At 32.9% G+C, this 18,142-nt stretch carries 16 protein-coding genes; 11 read left to right on the top strand and 5 right to left on the bottom strand.

All coding sequences use genetic code 11. The annotated features are described in order from the left end of the window. Positions 1 to 25 precede the first annotated feature (25 nt). Both SLH33_RS07015 and SLH33_RS07010 read left to right on the top strand, forming a co-directional pair. Positions 26 to 1,789: an APC family permease gene (locus SLH33_RS07015; RefSeq protein ID WP_320418373.1), complete on the top strand. Its 1,764-nt coding sequence runs from the start codon at positions 26 to 28 to the stop codon at positions 1,787 to 1,789. A gap of 91 nt (positions 1,790 to 1,880) precedes the next feature. Further along, on the top strand, positions 1,881 to 3,656 hold the full coding sequence (locus tag SLH33_RS07010) for a chloride channel protein (RefSeq protein ID WP_320418372.1): 1,776 nt from the start codon (positions 1,881 to 1,883) through the stop codon (positions 3,654 to 3,656). Here the strand turns inward: SLH33_RS07010 and glpQ are convergent. The 4 genes from glpQ to SLH33_RS06990 all read right to left on the bottom strand — a co-directional run bounded on the left by glpQ (position 3,646) and on the right by SLH33_RS06990 (position 9,174). After that, complete coding sequence (glpQ, locus tag SLH33_RS07005) at positions 3,646 to 4,626, bottom strand: glycerophosphodiester phosphodiesterase (protein ID WP_320418371.1); 981 nt, start codon at positions 4,624 to 4,626, stop codon at positions 3,646 to 3,648. The genes SLH33_RS07010 and glpQ overlap by 11 nt on opposite strands. Before the next feature lie 2 nt (positions 4,627 to 4,628). Then, positions 4,629 to 6,122 carry a YfcC family protein gene (locus SLH33_RS07000; RefSeq protein WP_320418370.1) on the bottom strand — a complete coding sequence of 498 codons (1,494 nt, stop codon included), beginning with the start codon at positions 6,120 to 6,122 and terminating at the stop codon, positions 4,629 to 4,631. A 78-nt stretch (positions 6,123 to 6,200) separates the two neighbouring features. Next, positions 6,201 to 8,099, bottom strand: coding sequence for an amidophosphoribosyltransferase (locus SLH33_RS06995; RefSeq protein ID WP_320418369.1), 1,899 nt, complete (start codon positions 8,097 to 8,099; stop codon positions 6,201 to 6,203). Between the two features lie 148 nt (positions 8,100 to 8,247). Continuing rightward, positions 8,248 to 9,174: a PfkB family carbohydrate kinase gene (locus tag SLH33_RS06990; RefSeq protein WP_320418368.1), complete on the bottom strand. Its 927-nt coding sequence runs from the start codon at positions 9,172 to 9,174 to the stop codon at positions 8,248 to 8,250. A 162-nt stretch (positions 9,175 to 9,336) separates the two neighbouring features. Here SLH33_RS06990 and SLH33_RS06985 point away from each other — a divergent pair, with 162 nt between their 5' ends. The 6 genes from SLH33_RS06985 to SLH33_RS06960 all read left to right on the top strand — a co-directional run bounded on the left by SLH33_RS06985 (position 9,337) and on the right by SLH33_RS06960 (position 14,163). Continuing rightward, positions 9,337 to 9,762, top strand: a complete 426-nt coding sequence (locus SLH33_RS06985) for a SufE family protein (protein WP_320418367.1) — start codon at positions 9,337 to 9,339, stop codon at positions 9,760 to 9,762. Between the two features lie 12 nt (positions 9,763 to 9,774). Beyond that, a complete protein-coding gene (locus SLH33_RS06980) occupies positions 9,775 to 10,095 on the top strand; it encodes a DUF59 domain-containing protein (protein WP_320418366.1) in 321 nt (106 codons plus the stop codon). 14 nt (positions 10,096 to 10,109) lie between these two features. After that, positions 10,110 to 11,537 (top strand): hydroxymethylglutaryl-CoA synthase family protein, encoded by a 1,428-nt coding sequence (locus SLH33_RS06975; protein WP_320418365.1) that lies wholly within the window; start codon positions 10,110 to 10,112, stop codon positions 11,535 to 11,537. Positions 11,538 to 11,547: 10 nt separating this feature from the next. Continuing rightward, positions 11,548 to 12,051, top strand: a complete 504-nt coding sequence (locus tag SLH33_RS06970) for a DUF2480 family protein (RefSeq protein ID WP_320418364.1) — start codon at positions 11,548 to 11,550, stop codon at positions 12,049 to 12,051. Positions 12,052 to 12,138: 87 nt separating this feature from the next. Then, on the top strand, positions 12,139 to 12,978 hold the full coding sequence (locus SLH33_RS06965) for a DUF3078 domain-containing protein (RefSeq protein WP_320418363.1): 840 nt from the start codon (positions 12,139 to 12,141) through the stop codon (positions 12,976 to 12,978). Positions 12,979 to 13,065: 87 nt separating this feature from the next. Then, complete coding sequence (locus SLH33_RS06960) at positions 13,066 to 14,163, top strand: hemolysin family protein (RefSeq protein WP_320418362.1); 1,098 nt, start codon at positions 13,066 to 13,068, stop codon at positions 14,161 to 14,163. 34 nt (positions 14,164 to 14,197) lie between these two features. Here the strand turns inward: SLH33_RS06960 and hflX are convergent, their stop codons facing one another. Beyond that, complete coding sequence (hflX, locus tag SLH33_RS06955; RefSeq protein WP_320418361.1) at positions 14,198 to 15,406, bottom strand: GTPase HflX; 1,209 nt, start codon at positions 15,404 to 15,406, stop codon at positions 14,198 to 14,200. Between the two features lie 36 nt (positions 15,407 to 15,442). Here hflX and SLH33_RS06950 point away from each other — a divergent pair, with 36 nt between their 5' ends. Genes SLH33_RS06950 through SLH33_RS06940 form a run of 3 tightly spaced genes read left to right on the top strand, consistent with a single transcriptional unit; the run spans position 15,443 to position 18,094 of the window. Next, a complete protein-coding gene (locus tag SLH33_RS06950; protein WP_320418360.1) occupies positions 15,443 to 16,699 on the top strand; it encodes a Y-family DNA polymerase in 1,257 nt (418 codons plus the stop codon). Then, entirely contained in the window at positions 16,696 to 17,133 is a 438-nt protein-coding gene (locus SLH33_RS06945; protein WP_320418359.1) for a translesion error-prone DNA polymerase V autoproteolytic subunit, read from the top strand. Before SLH33_RS06950 ends, SLH33_RS06945 begins: the two co-directional genes overlap by 4 nt. Before the next feature lies 1 nt (position 17,134). Next, entirely contained in the window at positions 17,135 to 18,094 is a 960-nt protein-coding gene (locus tag SLH33_RS06940) for an endonuclease/exonuclease/phosphatase family protein (RefSeq protein ID WP_320418358.1), read from the top strand. Positions 18,095 to 18,142 lie beyond the last annotated feature (48 nt).

The following is an 18,142-nucleotide window of genomic DNA, read 5'->3' as shown; positions in this document are numbered from 1 at the left end:
AAACATTAATAATTAATAATATATTATGAAGCAAATAGTTTCTAAAAAACTAAATGAGCTTGAGTCCACGGCAATTTGTGGTAATGATATTAGTTCATCGGTTCTTTATGTGTCTGCTTTAGCTATTGCTTTTGCAGGACAATATGCATGGATCACGTTACTGATAGTTTCTGTAGTTCTTTTTTTATTTCGTAAAATTTATGGAGAAGTGGTAGGTGCTATGCCCTTAAATGGCGGGGCATACAATGCCTTACTTAATACCACCAGTAAATTAATGGCTTCTTTTGCTGCAACCCTTACCATACTTTCTTATATGGCTACTGCAGTAATTTCTGCTAACGAGGCGATTCATTACTTGCATCATTTAGTACCGGTTATGCCTATAATTATGGCAACCATAGTGCTTCTTTTCTTTTTTACAATTTTAACTATAGGTGGTATCACTGAATCAGCAAAAGTAGCGGTAGGAATATTTATTTTTCACTTACTTTCTTTAACCGTTTTAACTTTATTTATAGGTGTTTATTTGTTTCAAAACGGTATTAATGTATTGTTTACCAATTGGAATCATCCATCAGAAAACAGTATAGCTTATGCTATTTTCTTTGGTTTTGCAGCATCAATGTTAGGGGTCTCTGGATTTGAAAGTTCTGCCAATTTTGTAGAAGAACAGAAGAAAGGAGTTTTTCCTAAAACGCTGAAAAATATGTGGATTATAGTAAGTATTATAAATCCATTAATGGCCGTATTTGCCTTGTCATTATTTAACATTCCAGTGTTGCAAAGTGCAGAATACCAAAACACATTATTAGTACAAATGGGAGATTTTGTAGGAGGTAAATGGGTAGCTGCCATTATAGCTATAGATGCTTTTTTGGTGTTAAGTGGAGCTGTTTTAACCAGTTTTGTAGGTGTTACAGGATTGTTAGAACGTATGACATTAGACCGAATAATGCCACAATTTTTTCTTAAAAAGAACAAAAGAGGAAGTTCTTACAGAATCATCATTTTGTTTTTTATTCTTGCTGTTTCTGTTCTTTTAATAACAAAAGGAAATGTAGGATTATTAGCAGGAGTGTATACCATTTCATTTTTATCGGTAATGGCTCTTTTTGCTATTGGTAACATCCTTTTAAAAATAAGAAGAAATCAATTACCCCGACCAGAAAAAGCAACATGGATTTCTGTGTTACTCGCTATTGCAGCTGTATTATTAGCGTTGATGGGAAATGTATTAATGAAACCCAAAGAAGGCTCTCCGAGTAATGTAATTATATTTTTAGATTATTTTATTCCCACTATTATTTTTGTGGTTATCATGCTAAATCGAACTATTCTGTTAAAATTAGTACTTCGCTTAATTTATGCTATTTTTAATCCATTAAGAAGATTGGTTTTAACAACCGATAAAAAAATTACCCAAACTATAGATGAAATAAATGCTCAAGAATTTGTATTTTTTACTAAAGGAGATAATATAGCTACACTCAACAAAGTGATGCTTTATATTATTAGGAACGAGCATACCAAGAAAATAAAGATTGTATTGGCTCTTGATAAAGGTGAAATAATTCCTAAAAATTTACCAAATGAAATCATATTTCTAGACAAAGAATATCCTCAAATTAAAATAGATTTTCAGGTCATAGAAGGTAAATTTAGCCCTCAATTAATTAAAGAACTATCTAAAAGGTGGAATATTCCTGTAAACTTTATGTTTATAGGTGCACCAAGTGATAAATTTCCATATAAAGTTGAAGAACTAGGAGGAGTAAGATTAATTATTTAATAAAAAGGATATAAGAGTTTAAACAATTATCCCTTTCTATTTTTAGATTGGGATTTTTTTTTACATTTAGTCCTGCTATCAATTAATCCCAATGAAATCATCAAAAAAAATACTGAAAAAGATTTTAATATGGCGCTATAAAAACATTTCCGAGCGTCAATTCATTTATATTTTAAGCATTTTAGTAGGTGTTTTAGCAGGTATTGGCACACTTGCATTAAAAAACCTTACATATTTTTTTCAATGGGTTTTAGAAGGAAAATTGATTAGAGATGCTCATCATTCTTTATACTTTATTTTCCCGGTGATTGGATTGTTTTTAGTGTATTACATTAAAAAATACATTATTAAAAAAGAAATTGGGCATGGTATTTCAACAACGCTCTATGCTATTTCCAAAAAAAATGGAATTATTGAACAATACAAGATTTTCGCATCCTTAATTACAGCACCTATTACCGTAGGTTTTGGAGGTTCTGCCGGATTACAAGGACCTGCAGTAAGCACTGGAGCTGCTTTAGGATCTGGTGTAGCACAGTTATTCCATATGAATACCAAAACACGAATGTTGCTTATTGGGTGCGCCACTGCCGGAGCCATGTCTTCTATGTTTAAAGCACCCATTGCAGCCATTATTTTTGCGGTAGAAATTTTTAGCTTAGATATGGCTTTTGCCTCATTAATTCCGTTATTGTTGGCCTCGGTTTCTGCGGTGATCACCTCCTATTTTTTTATTGGAACAGATGTGCTTTTTCGCTTTAAACTTCAAGATGCATTTGAAATTAACGATTTGTTTTTTTATGTGTTATTAGCAATAGGTACAGGCTTTGCATCTGTATATTTTACAAAAATGTATTTTGGTATTACCGATTATTTTAAACAATATAAAAATCCTGTTCACAGATTAATTATAGGAAGTTTAGCTATCGGTTTGCTATTGTTTTTAATTCCGCCACTTTTTGGTGAAGGTTATGGTTTGATCAATAATTTATTAGCAGGAAAACATATGGCTGCTATAGGAACTACTCCTTTTAAGATAGATTTAACTAATAATTGGGTAATTATTTCTTTATTAATAGGAATAACCTTTTTTAAAGCAATAGCTATGACTACAACATTTGCTGCTGGAGGTGTGGGTGGAATTTTTATTCCTACGCTAGTAATGGGAAGTGCATTAGGAAATGTAGTAGCTAAAATTATTAATCAGTTTGGATTTCATGTTTCTGAAACCAATTTTACCTTAATTGGAATGACCGGGTTAATGGCAGGAGTGTTACACGCACCATTAACAGCCATTTTCTTAATTGCTGAAATTACAGGTGGTTATGATTTATTTGTACCATTAATGCTAGTTGCAGCTATATCTTATGCTCTTACCAAATATTTTGTCCCCTACTCTATTTACACCCATGAATTGGCTGAAAGAGGTGCTTTGTTAACACATAATAAAGACAAAAATGTGTTGATGATGATGGAAATTCATAAAATAATAGAGTCCAATTTTTTAACAGTAACTCCTAAAATGACGCTAGGCGAAATGTTAAAAAATGTAGTAGCACAATCAAATAGAAATATTTATCCTGTAGTAGATAAAAAAGAACGTTTTTTAGGAATTGTTTTGCTTGATGACATTAGGCAAATGATGTTTAATCAGGAATTATACCATACTACTTATGTAGAAGATTATATGAAAACCGCTCCTGATATCATTTTTTATGAAGATACTACCGAAACTGTAATGCAAAAATTTAAGGAAAGTGGTGCATGGAACTTGCCTGTGGTTAAGAACAAGAAATACGTAGGATTTATTTCTAAATCTAAATTACTCTCTGCATACAGAACTAAGTTGTTGGAATTTACTTCGTAGCTAAAAATTCTACAGCTTTATCAGGGAAATCGGTAAAACAACCATCTACATCAGCTTCAAATAGGAATACTTGCAGCATTTCTTCAAAAGATGAAAATTCATCTAATTGATCTGCTCTAAAAGTGTACGGATGTACTTTTAAACCCAATTTATGTGCGTTTTCAACCAAAGGAGTAAACTGCCACGTATCATTTTCTTTTTTATCTAAAATTTGTTTGTACCAAGGACTAATTCCGTCAGCGTATTTTGCATAATAATCCAAATGGTTGGCTTCTTCAGGAAATTCTATCAATTGCACTAAAAACAAGTCAGAATTTAATTCTTTTCTGACCCTTTCTAATTCTTTGGCATCAAAACATTGAAAAATACATTTATCGTTTTTGGTTTTGTAACCATATTCGGTTAAAATATTTAGAGTAATTTTGGCAATATCCTTTCCGTTTGTATGATGAAAAGCAGGGTCTTTAATTTCTGGATAAATACCAATACTGTTCCCTGTACTTTTATTCAATCCTTGAATTAACTCAATTTCTTGTTGCAATGAATGTAACTTAAAACTGCCTTTTCCCTTCGGAAAACGATTTGGGTAAAATTGTTTTCCGGTTTTAGGATCAAAACGTTCGGTTACATTGAGTTGTTGCAATTCATCAAACGTAAAATCAATTACATAGAAACGACCATCAGGACGTTTTCTATTCGGAAATTTTTCAGCAACATCAGTAACATCATCCAAATAGATATCATGAATTACAATAGGAACATCATCTTTACTCAATACCAAATCTTGCTCAAGATAATCGGGTTTCATAGCATACGCCATTGCTTTGGCTTCCATGGTATGCTCAGGCAAATATCCTGAAGCGCCTCTATGAGCTATAACTACTTTTGTATTCATGGCTAACAGTTTTTTTTGAGAATGTTTACACCCAATAATTAAAATAAGAAGTGAGAAATAAACTAAAAACCTCATAGTTATAAATATACTTGAAGGGTTAATGAAATCATGGTAAACAGGGTTAAAATAATTACTAACGGAATTACAAATTTTAACCATTTATCGTATCCTATTTTTACAATGGCTAACGAAGCTAAAATAAGTCCGGTGGGATTGATAAACGCAAACAAACCCATTCCGTATTGATACGCATTTACAATCACTTCTCTACCAATACCCACGGTATCTGCTAACGGAGACATAATTGGCATGGTTAACACCGCCATACCCGAAGAACTCGGAATAAAAAATGATAATCCGGAGTAAATAAAAAGCAAAACATTGGTGAATAACGCTTTGGGCATACCGCTGGTAATTCCGCTGGCATTTTCTAAAATAGTATCACTAATCAATCCTTGATCCATTAAAACAGAAACACCACGAGCAATACCAATAATAAAAGCAACGCCTAATAAATCGTTTGCTCCTTTGATGAATTCGGTCACAAAAGTTTCTTCTTTCATTCTGGCTAAAAAACCAATGAGAATAGCTCCGATTAAAAACACAACTGTCATTTCTTCAAACCACCAACCTAAACGCGATACACCATAAATCATCACCACAAAACACAATGCAAAAACGGTTAAAATAATTCGGAAACGAGCCGTAAGTGAATGTGTACTGCTTGTAGAACTACCAAACAAACCTTCAATCATTTCTTTTTCTTCAAAAACAATTGATTTTGATGGGTCTTTTTGAACTTTATTTGCATAACGCATGATATAAACAATGCAAATAATTACTCCAATGATAAGCATGATCAATCTTCCTGTGAATCCGGTTGTCCAGTTAATTCCTGCTGAATCCGAAGCAATAATTACACTAAACGGATTCACCGTTGAGCACATGGTTCCTATAGAAGAACCTAAATATACGCAGGCAAGGGCTACAATGGCATCGTATTTAGCGGCAAGAAAAATAGGAATTAAAATAGGATAGAAAGCAATAGTTTCTTCTGCTAACCCAAAAGTAGTACCCCCAATACTTATGAGTGTGGTTACCACTATAATCAACCAATATTCTTTTCCTTTTAAGGCAGCAGCTAACCAAGAAATACCCGCATCAAAAGCCCCAATATGGTTCATAATACCAATGATTCCGCCTAAAATTAAAACGAATAAAATGATATCAGAAGATTCAATAATTCCTTTGATAGGAGATTTAATAAAATCCATAAACCCTTGCGGACGAGGGTCTAATTTTTTATACGTTCCCGGTACACTAATTGGTTTACCAATATCACCATTTGTAAACTTTTCTAATGGAATTTTAATGTTTAAACTTTCTAGTGTTTCTTGGGTTGCAGGTAACGTTTTTGTGTCTGATTGACTCGCATATACAAAAGATTTTGCATCACTTTGATATTGCAAAGTATCGAATTTTCCTGCGGGAATTAACCAAGTTAATATGGCTACAAATCCTGCTATTAATAGCAAGATGGTATGTGGTGTTGGAAATTTTATGTTTTTCAAGAGAATCGTTTTATACGTAGTGTTAAAAATAAAAAAAAGCATCGGTAATCGATGCTTTTTATATCGTTTTGTAAACTTTTAGTAAGCTCTTTTATCGCTCCCTTCATAAAAGTTAATAAATGCGTCATTTACAACTCTATGACCGCCATCTGTTGGATAATCACCTGTAAAATACCAATCTCCGGTATGATCTGGACATGCTCTGTGTAATCCATCTACTGTTTGGTAAATTACTTCTACCTGTGCATTGATCTCTTTCGTTTTTAACATTTCTGCAATTTTTGCTGAAATTTGCTCGTCGGTAAAGGGCTTATAAATTTCTTTAACATAGTTTACAATGTCTTTATCTTCCTTACTTTGTTGCGCTTTCGATTTTTTATAAACCTCATCAACAATATAATATTGATTCGTTTCTTTTAACAGTTCTAAAGCGGCTTTAAAGGCAATAAAATCACCAATTTTTGCCATGTCAATTCCGTAACAATCCGGATAGCGAATTTGTGGTGCCGATGAAACCACGATGATTTTCTTTGGTGATAATCGGTCTAAAATCTTGATGATACTTTTCTTCAAAGTAGTTCCACGAACAATACTATCATCAATAATTACCAAATTATCGGTAGGTTTTACCACGCCATAGGTAACATCGTACACATGCGCTACTAGATCATCACGACTCGTATCATCGGTAATAAACGTTCTTAGTTTAGCATCTTTAATGGCAATTTTTTCAAAACGAGGTCTTTCTGATAAGATTTCTGTAACAGTTTCCGCTGAAAGTTTACCATCGCCAGCTAAAATTTTAGCGGTTTTTTGCTGATTTAAAATATCTTCTGCCGATTCCATCATTCCGTAAAAAGAAGTTTCCGCAGTGTTAGGAATGTATGTGAAAACCGAGTTAGAAATATCGTTATTAATAGATTTTAAAATCTCTGGAAATACATATTTCCCTAATTTTTTTCTTTCTTGATAAATATCGGCATCACTTCCTCTAGAAAAATAAATACGTTCAAAAGAACACGATTGTTTTTCGCGTTTCTTTAGTACTTTTTCTATGGATGTTTTTCCGTTCTTTTTAATAATTAAGGCTTTTCCTCTTGGTAACTCTTCAATTTTATCAATAGGAACATTAAACGTAGTTTGAATTACTGGTCTTTCGGATGCCACTACCACTACTTCATCATCTTGATACCAAAATGCAGGACGAATGCCTGAAGGATCACGTAGTACAAAAGCATCTCCATGACCTAATAAACCAGCCATGGCATAACCACCATCCCAGTTTTTAGACGAACGTTTTAAAATGCGTTGAATATCTAAATGCTCTTCAATAAATGGCGAAGCTTCTCTTTTGTTAAAACCTTCCTCTTTGGCTCTTTTATAGGTGTCAGCCACTTCATCTTCTAAAAAATGACCAATTTTTTCCATTACAGTAACCGTATCGGTAGCTTCTTTTGGGTGTTGACCTAACGTAATCAATTCTTCCATTAATTGTTTAGAATTGGTCATGTTAAAGTTACCCGCTACAATTAGGTTTTTATGTTTCCAGTTACTTTGACGTAAAAAAGGATGTACATTTTCTATGCTGTTTCCTCCAAATGTTCCGTAGCGAACGTGTCCTAAAAACAAGTTTCCAATGTAAGGCATGTTTTCTTCTTGCCAGGTAACATCATTTTGCTGTTCAGGGTTTTTATCAAAAATACCGTTGATTCGTTCATTAATCTGACCAAAAATATCCTGAATAGGCTGGGTTTGATTAGAGCGAATTCGGCTAATAAATCTTGTGCCTGGTTCTACATTAAATTTAATACTTGCTAAACCTGCACCATCTTGACCTCTATTATGCTGCTTTTCCATTAAGAGGTACATTTTATTTAGTCCGTAAAAAGCTGTACCGTATTTGTCTTTATAGTATTGCAAAGGTTTTAATAATCTAACCAATGCTATTCCACATTCGTGTTTTAAAGCGTCGCTCATGTTGTAAATTATAATTCCTTCGCAGGCAGGAATTTTTTATGTTGTGTTGTTGTGTGTTGGTTTTTTAACTAGGTTAAAAATAGTATTCCTGCCTGCGCAGAAATTGCAAATATGAAAAAAAAATCCGCACACAAAGGCGCGGATTTAATTATGATAGTTCAATATCAAATTGTGTTAATTCTTTAAATGCTTGTAAACGCATTTCTACTTCTTCCTTCGTCAACTCTTCCATACGTTGTGTTCCGAATTTTTCTACACAGAAGGAAGCTAAGTTAGAACCGTAGATAATTGCATTTTTCATGTTTTCAAACGAAATATCTTCAGTCTTAGCTATATATCCGCAGAAGCCTCCAGCAAATGTGTCTCCTGCTCCTGTTGGATCAAAAACTTCAGCCAACGGTAATGCCGGAGCAAAGAACATATTTCCTTCATTAAACAATAATGCTCCGTGTTCTCCTTTTTTAATTACCACATACTGTGGACCCATTTCATGGATTTTTTGTGCAGCATTTACTAATGAATATTCACCACTCAATTGACGCGCTTCTTCATCATTAATTGTAATAACATCCACACGTTTTAACACTTCATGCAAATCATTTAAAGCAATATCCATCCAGAAGTTCATAGTATCTAATACTACTAAATTCGGACGTTCATTCATTTGATCTAAAACAGATGCCTGTGTTAATGGGTGTAAATTACCCAACATCACTACAGGTGCATTTTTAAACTCCTCTGGCACAACTGGTTGAAAATGCTCTAAAACATTTAATTCAGTTACTAAGGTATCACGAGAATTCATATCGTTGTGGTACTTACCACTCCAAAAAAAGGTTTTTCCGTCTTTTACGATTTCAATTCCTTTTGTATCAATTCCTTTGTTTTCCATCATATCTAAGTATGATTGTGGAAAATCACCTCCCACAACTGAAACTACTCCGGTTTTTACACCGAAATGAGAAGCTGCTAATCCAACAAAAGTTCCTGAGCCCCCTAAGATTTTATCTGTTTTACCAAAAGGCGTTTCAATTGCATCAAACGCCACTGTACCTACTGCTAATAATTTACCCATATTTATAATCTATCTTCCTACCTATGCAGGATTCAATTTTAATTTTAGTTTTTATTTGAGAGAGATTCCTGTCTTTGTAGGAATGACAACACAAATATTATATGTAATTTTGTACAATAATTGCACAAAATAAATTTTAAAGTGCAAAAATAGTTCTAAAAAATGACTATCAAAGAAATACAAGAAGAAATTATTGATGAGTTCTCTATGTTTGAGGATTGGATGGAGCGTTACGAATACATAATTGAGTTAGGAAAATCACTTCCACTAATAAATGAAGAGTTTAAGGTGGATGAAAATTTAATTAAAGGATGTCAGTCGAAGGTATGGTTACATTCAGAAATTAAAGGAGATACAATTGAGTATACAGCCGATAGTGATGCTATTTTAACCAAAGGAATAGTAGCCCTATTATTACGTGTGTACTCTAATCAAAATCCACAAGCTATTTTAGAGGCAGATACCAATTTTATAGATGAAATTGGATTAAAAGAACATTTGAGTCCAACACGTGCTAACGGATTAGTATCAATGGTAAAACAAATAAAAATGGATGCGCTAGCACAACAAACTAAGTTAGCGAATTAAGAAGTTTTGACAATGACAGAAGAAAAATTAGAAGAGTTAGGAGATAAAATTGTAAGAGTTTTAAAAACTATTTACGATCCAGAAATTCCTGTAGATATTTACGAGTTAGGGTTAATCTATGATGTTTTTGTATCCGAAGAAAATGATGCTAAAATATTAATGACATTAACCTCACCTAATTGTCCGGTTGCTGAAACCTTACCTGTTGAAGTGGAAGAAAAAGTAAAAACGCTTGAAGAAATTAATAATTGTGAAGTGGAGATTACCTTTGATCCTACCTGGACTCAAGATATGATGAGCGAAGAAGCAAAACTAGAATTAGGACTCCTATAAAAAATCCTCAGAAAATGAAAACTGGTATTGATGCCATAGATTTTTATGTGCCCAATCTGTACATGTCAATTAAAGACTTAGCAGAATATAGAAACATCTCTTATGAAAAGTTAAATAAAGGTTTAGGCTTGCATAAAATGGCAATTCCAGATGTTGGTGAAGATGCAGCTAGTTTTGCAGCAAATGCATTATTATCGTTATTAACAAAAAACAACATTGACCCAACAACCATTGGAAGAATATACTTAGGTACAGAAAGTGCGTTAGATTCATCAAAACCAACAGCAACCTATGCGGTTGAAGTAGTTGAGAAAGAATTATCTAAAACATACGGAGAAAGGTGTTTTAAAAACTGTGATGTGGTTGATATGACCTTTGCTTGTATTGGTGCAGTAGATGCTTTTCAAAATTGTGTAGACTGGGTGCGCAATAATCCAACCAGAAAGGCAATTGTTATAGCTTCTGATGTTGCAAAATACGATTTAGGGTCTACAGGAGAGTATACTCAAGGTGCAGGAGCTGTTGCAGTGTTAGTAGGCAATAATCCATCAATTATTGAGATTGATGATGTTTGGGGTGTAGCAACAAAAAGCGAAGGTGATTTTTTTAAGCCACGTAGAGAGTTCAATAAAGACTCTATAATTGAAGAGTTGTTACAAACGTTGAATATTGACATTACTAAAGAAGAAGTAAAAGAGAAGTTAATTAATTCTACTTCTAAATTTTGGTCAGATGAGAATACATCGTACAAATTATATAAAGAAGAACCTGTTTTTGACGGTCAGTTTTCTAATCAATGTTATAGCGACCGAATTTCAGAAGCGTTTGATCATTTCAACAATCAAAAAGAGACTGATTTCAATAAAGATTGGAATCATTTAATATTCCATTTACCTTATGCATTCCATGGAAGACGAATTATTTTTAATAATTGGATTCAATGGTTAAAAAAGAATGATTCTTATAAGGAATTAGAGGAAGAAATAGGAGCGTTCGAAGATGCTAAAGAATGGAAAAGAGCCGCAGTAAAATCAAAATTATTTAAAGATTTCATTGATGCTAAAATAGCTCCGGGAGAGAAAGCGTCTTCGGATATTGGAAATATGTATACAGCCTCTATTTTTATGTCGTTGCTAAGTATGTTATCGTATTCTTTTAATCAGAAAACAGATATCACTAATAATAAAATAGGATTTATTGCTTACGGAAGTGGCTCAAAATCTAAGATTTTTGAAGGTGTAGTATGTGAAGGTTGGGAAGAAAAAATTAAGAACGTTCAATTATTTGAGTACTTACATTCAAGAACAGCAATTAATGAAGTTCAATATAAAGAGTTACATACGGGAGCAGCTTCAAACTGTTTGTCAAACTCTAAAGTTGTAAAACTCACAAAGATTGAACATTCAGAAAACATTTTAGGATTAAGAAGATATTCGTTATAAAACCAATTTTATGTCAGACGAAATCATAAATAGAGTAGCAAATAGTGTATTAAAAACTATTGACCTTGAAGATTTTTATCCTCAAGGAAAACGAGTTGTTTTTGATATTAAAGATTGGTTGTTTGAAGGGTTAATTCTTCGAGAAAAAGATTTTAGAGAACAGGTTAAAAACCATAATTGGAGTCAATATCAAGATTCATACGTTGCTTTAACGTGTTCCTCCGATGCAATTATTCCTTCTTGGGCATATTTATTACTAACAACGCAACTCAATCCTTTTACCAAGAAAGTAGTTGTTGGTAATTTAGAACTATTAGAAACGGTTATTTTTCAGGATTTAATCAATAAAATAGATGTTTCTGAATATGAAGGCAAACCAATAATTATTAAGGGTTGTGCTAATAAACCTATTCCTCCAAGCGCATATTTATTTTTAATTAAAAGATTACAGCCTGTGGTTAAGTCAATTATGTTTGGAGAAGCATGCTCAACGGTTCCGTTATTTAAAAAATAAGGCGTAAAACGTGACTTTTCACACAAAAAATTGTCTAAAACTTACGGATGGCGTAATTTTGCGCCCTAAAATTTAAAAAATTCAAGAATGAAAAAACTATTAGCTATTGCCGTTTTATTCGGAGCATTAACTGTATCTGCTCAGGACAAAAAGGAAGAACCTAAAGAAGGTTGGAAAAAGAGTGGTAACATCACTTTCTTATTTAATCAATCCGCATTTAACAACTGGTTAGCAGGAGGTACTAACAACATTGCTGGTAACTTAGGATTAAATTATGATTTTAACTATTTAAAAGGAGATTGGACTTGGGATAACAAGATCATTGCTTCTTACGGATTAACTAAATTAAAAGGACAAGAAACACAAAAAACGGATGACCGCTTTGAGTTCAACTCTTTAGCAGGAAAAAAAGCTGAAGGGTATTGGTACTACTCTGCATTTGCAAACTTTAAAACGCAAATGGAAGCAACTTATGATGGAGCAGGAAATCAATTATCACACTTTTTCTCGCCAGCATATTTACAATTTGGTCCAGGTATGTTATGGAAAAAGCACGATAATTTAAAAGTTAATATTGCGCCAGCTACGTCTAAATTTGTATTCGTACATGATCATTTAACAGTTAACGGACCAGCTTTTGGTGTAGAGCAAGGAGAAACATCTCGTTATGAATTAGGAGCAGCACTAAGTAGTTACTATAAGTTTGAATTAATGGAAAATGTTACTATTGAAAATATTTTAAACTTATATAGTAATTACCTTGAAGACCCTCAAAACGTAGACATTGACTATACAGTAAATGTAGTAATGAAGATTAACAAATATTTATCAGCAAACTTAGCATTACAGGCTATTTATGATGATAATGCTTTTGAAGGTTTTCAAACAAGAGAAGTGTTTGGTTTAGGTATTAACTACGGTTTCTAATCACCAACAAAAGATATTTAATAAAACCTCAAGAGTTAGCTCTTGAGGTTTTTTATTTTCATTATTTTTACTAAAATTTTAAAAGTTATGACGCTATTAATTGTTTATGCAGTACTATCTATTTTCTTTTCTTTTTTATGTTCCATTTTAGAAGCTGTACTATTAAGTGTTACACCAACCTTTGTAAATATTAAAAAAAACGAAGGAAAAACGTATGCTGAAGATTTAGAAAACTTAAAAAAAGATGTTGACAAACCTTTAATTGCTATTTTAACTCTAAACACCATTGCTCATACAGTTGGAGCTATTTTAGTAGGGGTACAAGCAGAAAAATTGCCTTATAAGTTTGAAATTTTTGGAATAAACATGGTAGGTATAGTTTCTGCAATTATGACTTTATTAATATTAGTTGTTTCTGAAATTATACCTAAAACTATTGGTGCTACCTACTGGAAAGCATTAGCAAACTTTACATCAAAGGCTCTCAATATTTTAATGTTTCCATTAAAATGGACAGGTATTTTATGGTTGCTACAGTTAACTACTAAGCTAATTGGAGGAAAAGGAGCACACGGACATAGTGTTTTAAGTAGAGAAGATTTTCATGCCATGACAGAGATTGCTCATGAAGAAGGCGTTTTTGAAGAAGCGGAAAGTAAAGTGATAAAAAATATGCTAAGTTTTAAAGAAGTTAAAGCTAGACATATTATGACACCCCGTACGGTTTTAAAAACGGCAGATGAATCGCAAACCATTCAATCTTTTTTTAATCAAAACCCGAATTTACGCTTTTCACGCATTCCTCTGTATAGTAAAAATCCCGATAATATAACAGGGTATTTTTTGAAGAATCAACTCTTAGAAGCGATTATAAATGGTAATGGAGACGAGAGTTTGGAATCTATTAAAAGGAATATCATTATAACTCAACGAGACTTACCTATTCCAGATCTATTTGAAAAATTCATCGGACAAAGAGAACATGTAGCATTAGTGGTAGATGAATACGGTTCTGTAAGTGGACTAGTTACTCAAGAAGATGTTATTGAAACCTTATTAGGTCTTGAAATTATGGATGAAAGTGATAATGTTGCTGATTTACAGAGTTTAGCTAGAAAAAGTTGGCTACAAAGAGCTAAAAAGCTAGGATTATTAGAAGATAATGAAGATGTTGAAAGTTTATAAATAAAAAAATCCGCTGTTTTTACAGCGGATTTTTTTATTCTTCACTATACTCTTGGTATAAAAAATCATTATAAGGGAAACGCTGTATATGAATTTTCCTTACCTCTTCATATACCTTTTCTTTAAAAGCTTCTAAATTATCTTTGTTTAAAGCTGATATAAAAATACTTTCAGTAGAAAGATCATTCATCCATGTTTTTTTCCAATCATCTAACGTGTAATGCTCTTTGGTTTTTTCGGTAACAATATCATCCTCATCAATTGTTTTGTGAGTATAAGCATCGATCTTGTTAAACACCATGACAGTTGGTTTGTCTGCACTGTCAATTTCATCTAAAATTTTATTTACAGAGGCAATGTGATCTTCAAAATTTGGATGCGAAATATCCACCACATGCAGCAATAAATCAGCTTCACGAACTTCATCAAGGGTAGATTTGAATGATTCTACCAACTGCGTAGGAAGTTTTCTAATGAACCCAACAGTATCAGTCATTAAAAACGGAATGTTTTTAATCACTACTTTTCTAACCGTAGTGTCAAGCGTAGCAAACAATTTATTTTCAGCAAAAACCTCACTTTTACTAATCACATTCATTAAAGTAGATTTACCTACGTTAGTGTATCCTACTAGGGCAACACGAACCATTTTACCACGATTCTTACGTTGAACCGCCATTTGTTTATCAATGGTTTCTAACTTTTTCTTGAGCAACGTAATTTTATCACGAATAATACGACGGTCGGTTTCAATTTCTGTTTCCCCAGGACCACGCATACCAATACCTCCTTTTTGCTTGTCAAGGTGTGTCCACATTCGTGTTAAACGAGGTAGTAAATATTCATATTGTGCTAATTCTACCTGTGCTTTTGCTGAACTGGTTTGCGCTCTGTTTGCAAAAATGTCTAAAATTAGATTGGTTCTGTCTAATATTTTACAGTCTAAAATACGTTCAATATTACGTAATTGAGCAGGAGAAAGCTCATCATCAAAAATAGCAGTCCCTATTTCGTGAGTTTCAATATAGGCTTTTACATCATCCAATTTACCAGTACCTAAAAACGTTTTAGGATTGGGTTTATCAAGTTTTTGTACAAAGCGTTTTACAGGCACACCTCCTGCAGTCATCGTTAAAAATTCAAGTTCGTCTAAGTATTCATCTGCCTTAGTTTCATCTTGATATTGGGTTATAATTCCTATTAAAACCGCTTTTTCAGATATTGCTTCTCTTGTTTCTATCATAGGCTACAAAAGTACAAATTTCTTACCTTTACAGCTATGTTTGCTTTAGTAGATTGTAATAACTTTTATGCCTCTTGCGAGCGGGTTTTTAATCCGAATTTGCAAAATAAACCCATTGCTATTTTATCAAATAACGATGGATGTGTTATTTCACGAAGTGATGAAGCAAAAGCAATAGGGTTGCCTATGGGTGCTCCTATTTTTAAGTGGGAGCAATTTTGTAAAGAGAATAATATTTCAGTTCTGTCTTCTAATTATCCGTTATATGGCGATATGAGTGAACGAGTGATGAATATTTTAGCACAATTCACTCCAGATGTTGAGGTATACAGTATTGATGAAGCTTTTTTACAGTTTAAAGGTTTTGATGATTGTAATTTTGATGTATACGGACAGCAAATTCGTCAGCGAGTGTTGCGTTGGACGGGAATTCCGACTTGTGTTGGAGTAGCACCCACTAAGGGATTAAGTAAAATAGCTAACAAAATTGCACGTAAATTTTTAAAAGAAACAAATGGCGTGTATGTTATTGATTCCGAAGAAAAAAGAATTAAAGCTTTAAAATGGATGCCTATTGAAGATGTTTGGGGTATAGGATATCGTTTACAAAAGAAGTTAAAAGCAAAAGGATGCGTAAAAGCGTATGATTTTACGCAGTTAGATAGCGAGTGGGTACGTAAAACGTTTTCTATTACGCTATGGAAATTACAACAAGACCTATTAGGAAATCCAACTTTAGAGTTAGATGAACGTGAAACCAAAAAAGCCATAGCAACTACAAGAAGTTTTGAATATACCTATTCAGATATTGAAAACATCAAAGAACGTATTTCTACTTTTGCAGTAAGTTGTGCTGAAAAATTACGAAACCAAAATAGTAGTTGCCATATGCTCATTGTTACCTTAAGTAGTGATCGTCATAAAAAAGAACTAGAACAACACCGAGCGAGCAAAACAGTTATTTTTCCATATCCTACCAATTCTACCTTAGCAATTAGTAAAAGTGCAGTAGCAGCGGTTAAAACGATATTTAAAGAAGGAATAAAATACAAAAGAGCCGGCGTGATTGTAACTGGGTTGGTTCCAGATGATAATTTTCAATTAGATTTGTTTCTGAAAGAAAATCCGAAGCACAAACCTTTGATGAGTGCTATTGATATCATCAACAGAAAATATAAATCTGATAAGATTAAATTAGCAAATCAAGATTTAAAGCGAACATGGAAGATGCGTCAAGAACGTTTATCGCCAAAATATACCACAAATATTAAGGATGTTATTGTTGTAAAATGAAGTTGAAATCACAAAATTTAACCTTTTTTAGCCCGAAGAATACTCATAGCAAGGGAGCAATTTTCTTCGACACAGGCATATCTGCTGGATTTCCATCGCCGGCAGATGATTTTAAAGAAACACGAATTTCTTTAGATGAAGAATTAATTCAGAACAAAGAAGCTACTTTTTTTGCAAGAGTAAGCGGTCAATCTATGATCGGGGCAGGATTAGACGACAACGATTTACTGGTTATTGACAGAAGTATAGAACCTAAAAACAATAAAATAGCTGTTTGCTTTTTAGATGGAGAATTTACTGTTAAACGATTAAGAGTAGAAGGAAATGAAGTTTGGTTGCAACCCGAAAACCCAAATTATCCGATTATCAAAATAACAGAAGAAAATAACTTTGTTATTTGGGGGATTGTTACCAACGTAATTAAAAGAGTATAACGTGAGATTTAGTAAAAAGAGACAAATTTATACCGTTGCATTTTATAATGTAGAAAACTTATTTGATACGGTAGATAATCCGTTAACAGCAGATGATCAATATACTGCAAAAGGAGAAAGAAGATGGAATAAAAAGAAATACTTGCATAAAATTAGAAAACTCAGTTCTGTTATAGCCCAATTAGGAACCAACTTATCTGCTCATGCACCAGCCATTGTTGGTTTAGTAGAAGTTGAAAACAGTAAGGTAATTCAAGATTTAATCCGACATAAAAACTTAAGCAAACATGATTACGGATTTGTACACTACGATTCTCCTGACGAACGTGGAATTGACGTAGCACTATTATACAACAGGCGATTTTTTGAAGTATTGTCTTCAAAAACGTACGAATTAGATTTGTATGATGAAGATGGAAATAGAGATTATACTAGAGATGTATTGCTGGTTTCTGGAAGGTTAAATGGTGAGTTGATTCATGTGTTAGTTAATCATTGGCCATCGCGTAGAGAAGGTATTGAAGAATCTAAGCATAAGCGTATTAAAGCTGCAAAAGTTGTTCATGAGGCTATTGAGGATATAAAAAGGCACATTAATGATCCTAATGTTATTATTATGGGCGATTTTAACGATGATCCTACTAGTGAAAGTATACAAGACAATTTACTTACTGATGAATTGTTTAACCCCATGAATATGTTGCATAGGAACGGATTTGGAACATTAACTTTTGGAGGAAAATGGAATTTGTTTGATCAAATTATTTTTTCAAAGAATTTTTTTGATTCGGGTAAGAGCAAGCATACTTTTTTACATGCGGAAGTTTTCAATCAAAAATGGTTAAAAGTACATCGAGGAAAGTTACAAGGAAGTCCGTTTAGAACCTATATTGGACCTTGGTATAAAGGTGGTTTTTCAGATCATTTTCCGGTGTATACCTATTTTGAAAAAGACGAATAAAAAAATCCTGTGTTAGCTTAACACAGGATTTTTGTTATTTATATCAAC

Source organism: Tenacibaculum sp. IB213877 (assembly GCF_034043975.1).
GTDB lineage: Bacteria > Bacteroidota > Bacteroidia > Flavobacteriales > Flavobacteriaceae > Polaribacter.
The sequence above is the reverse complement of the archived record's forward strand: the minus strand, read 5'-3'. Positions and strand labels throughout refer to the sequence as shown.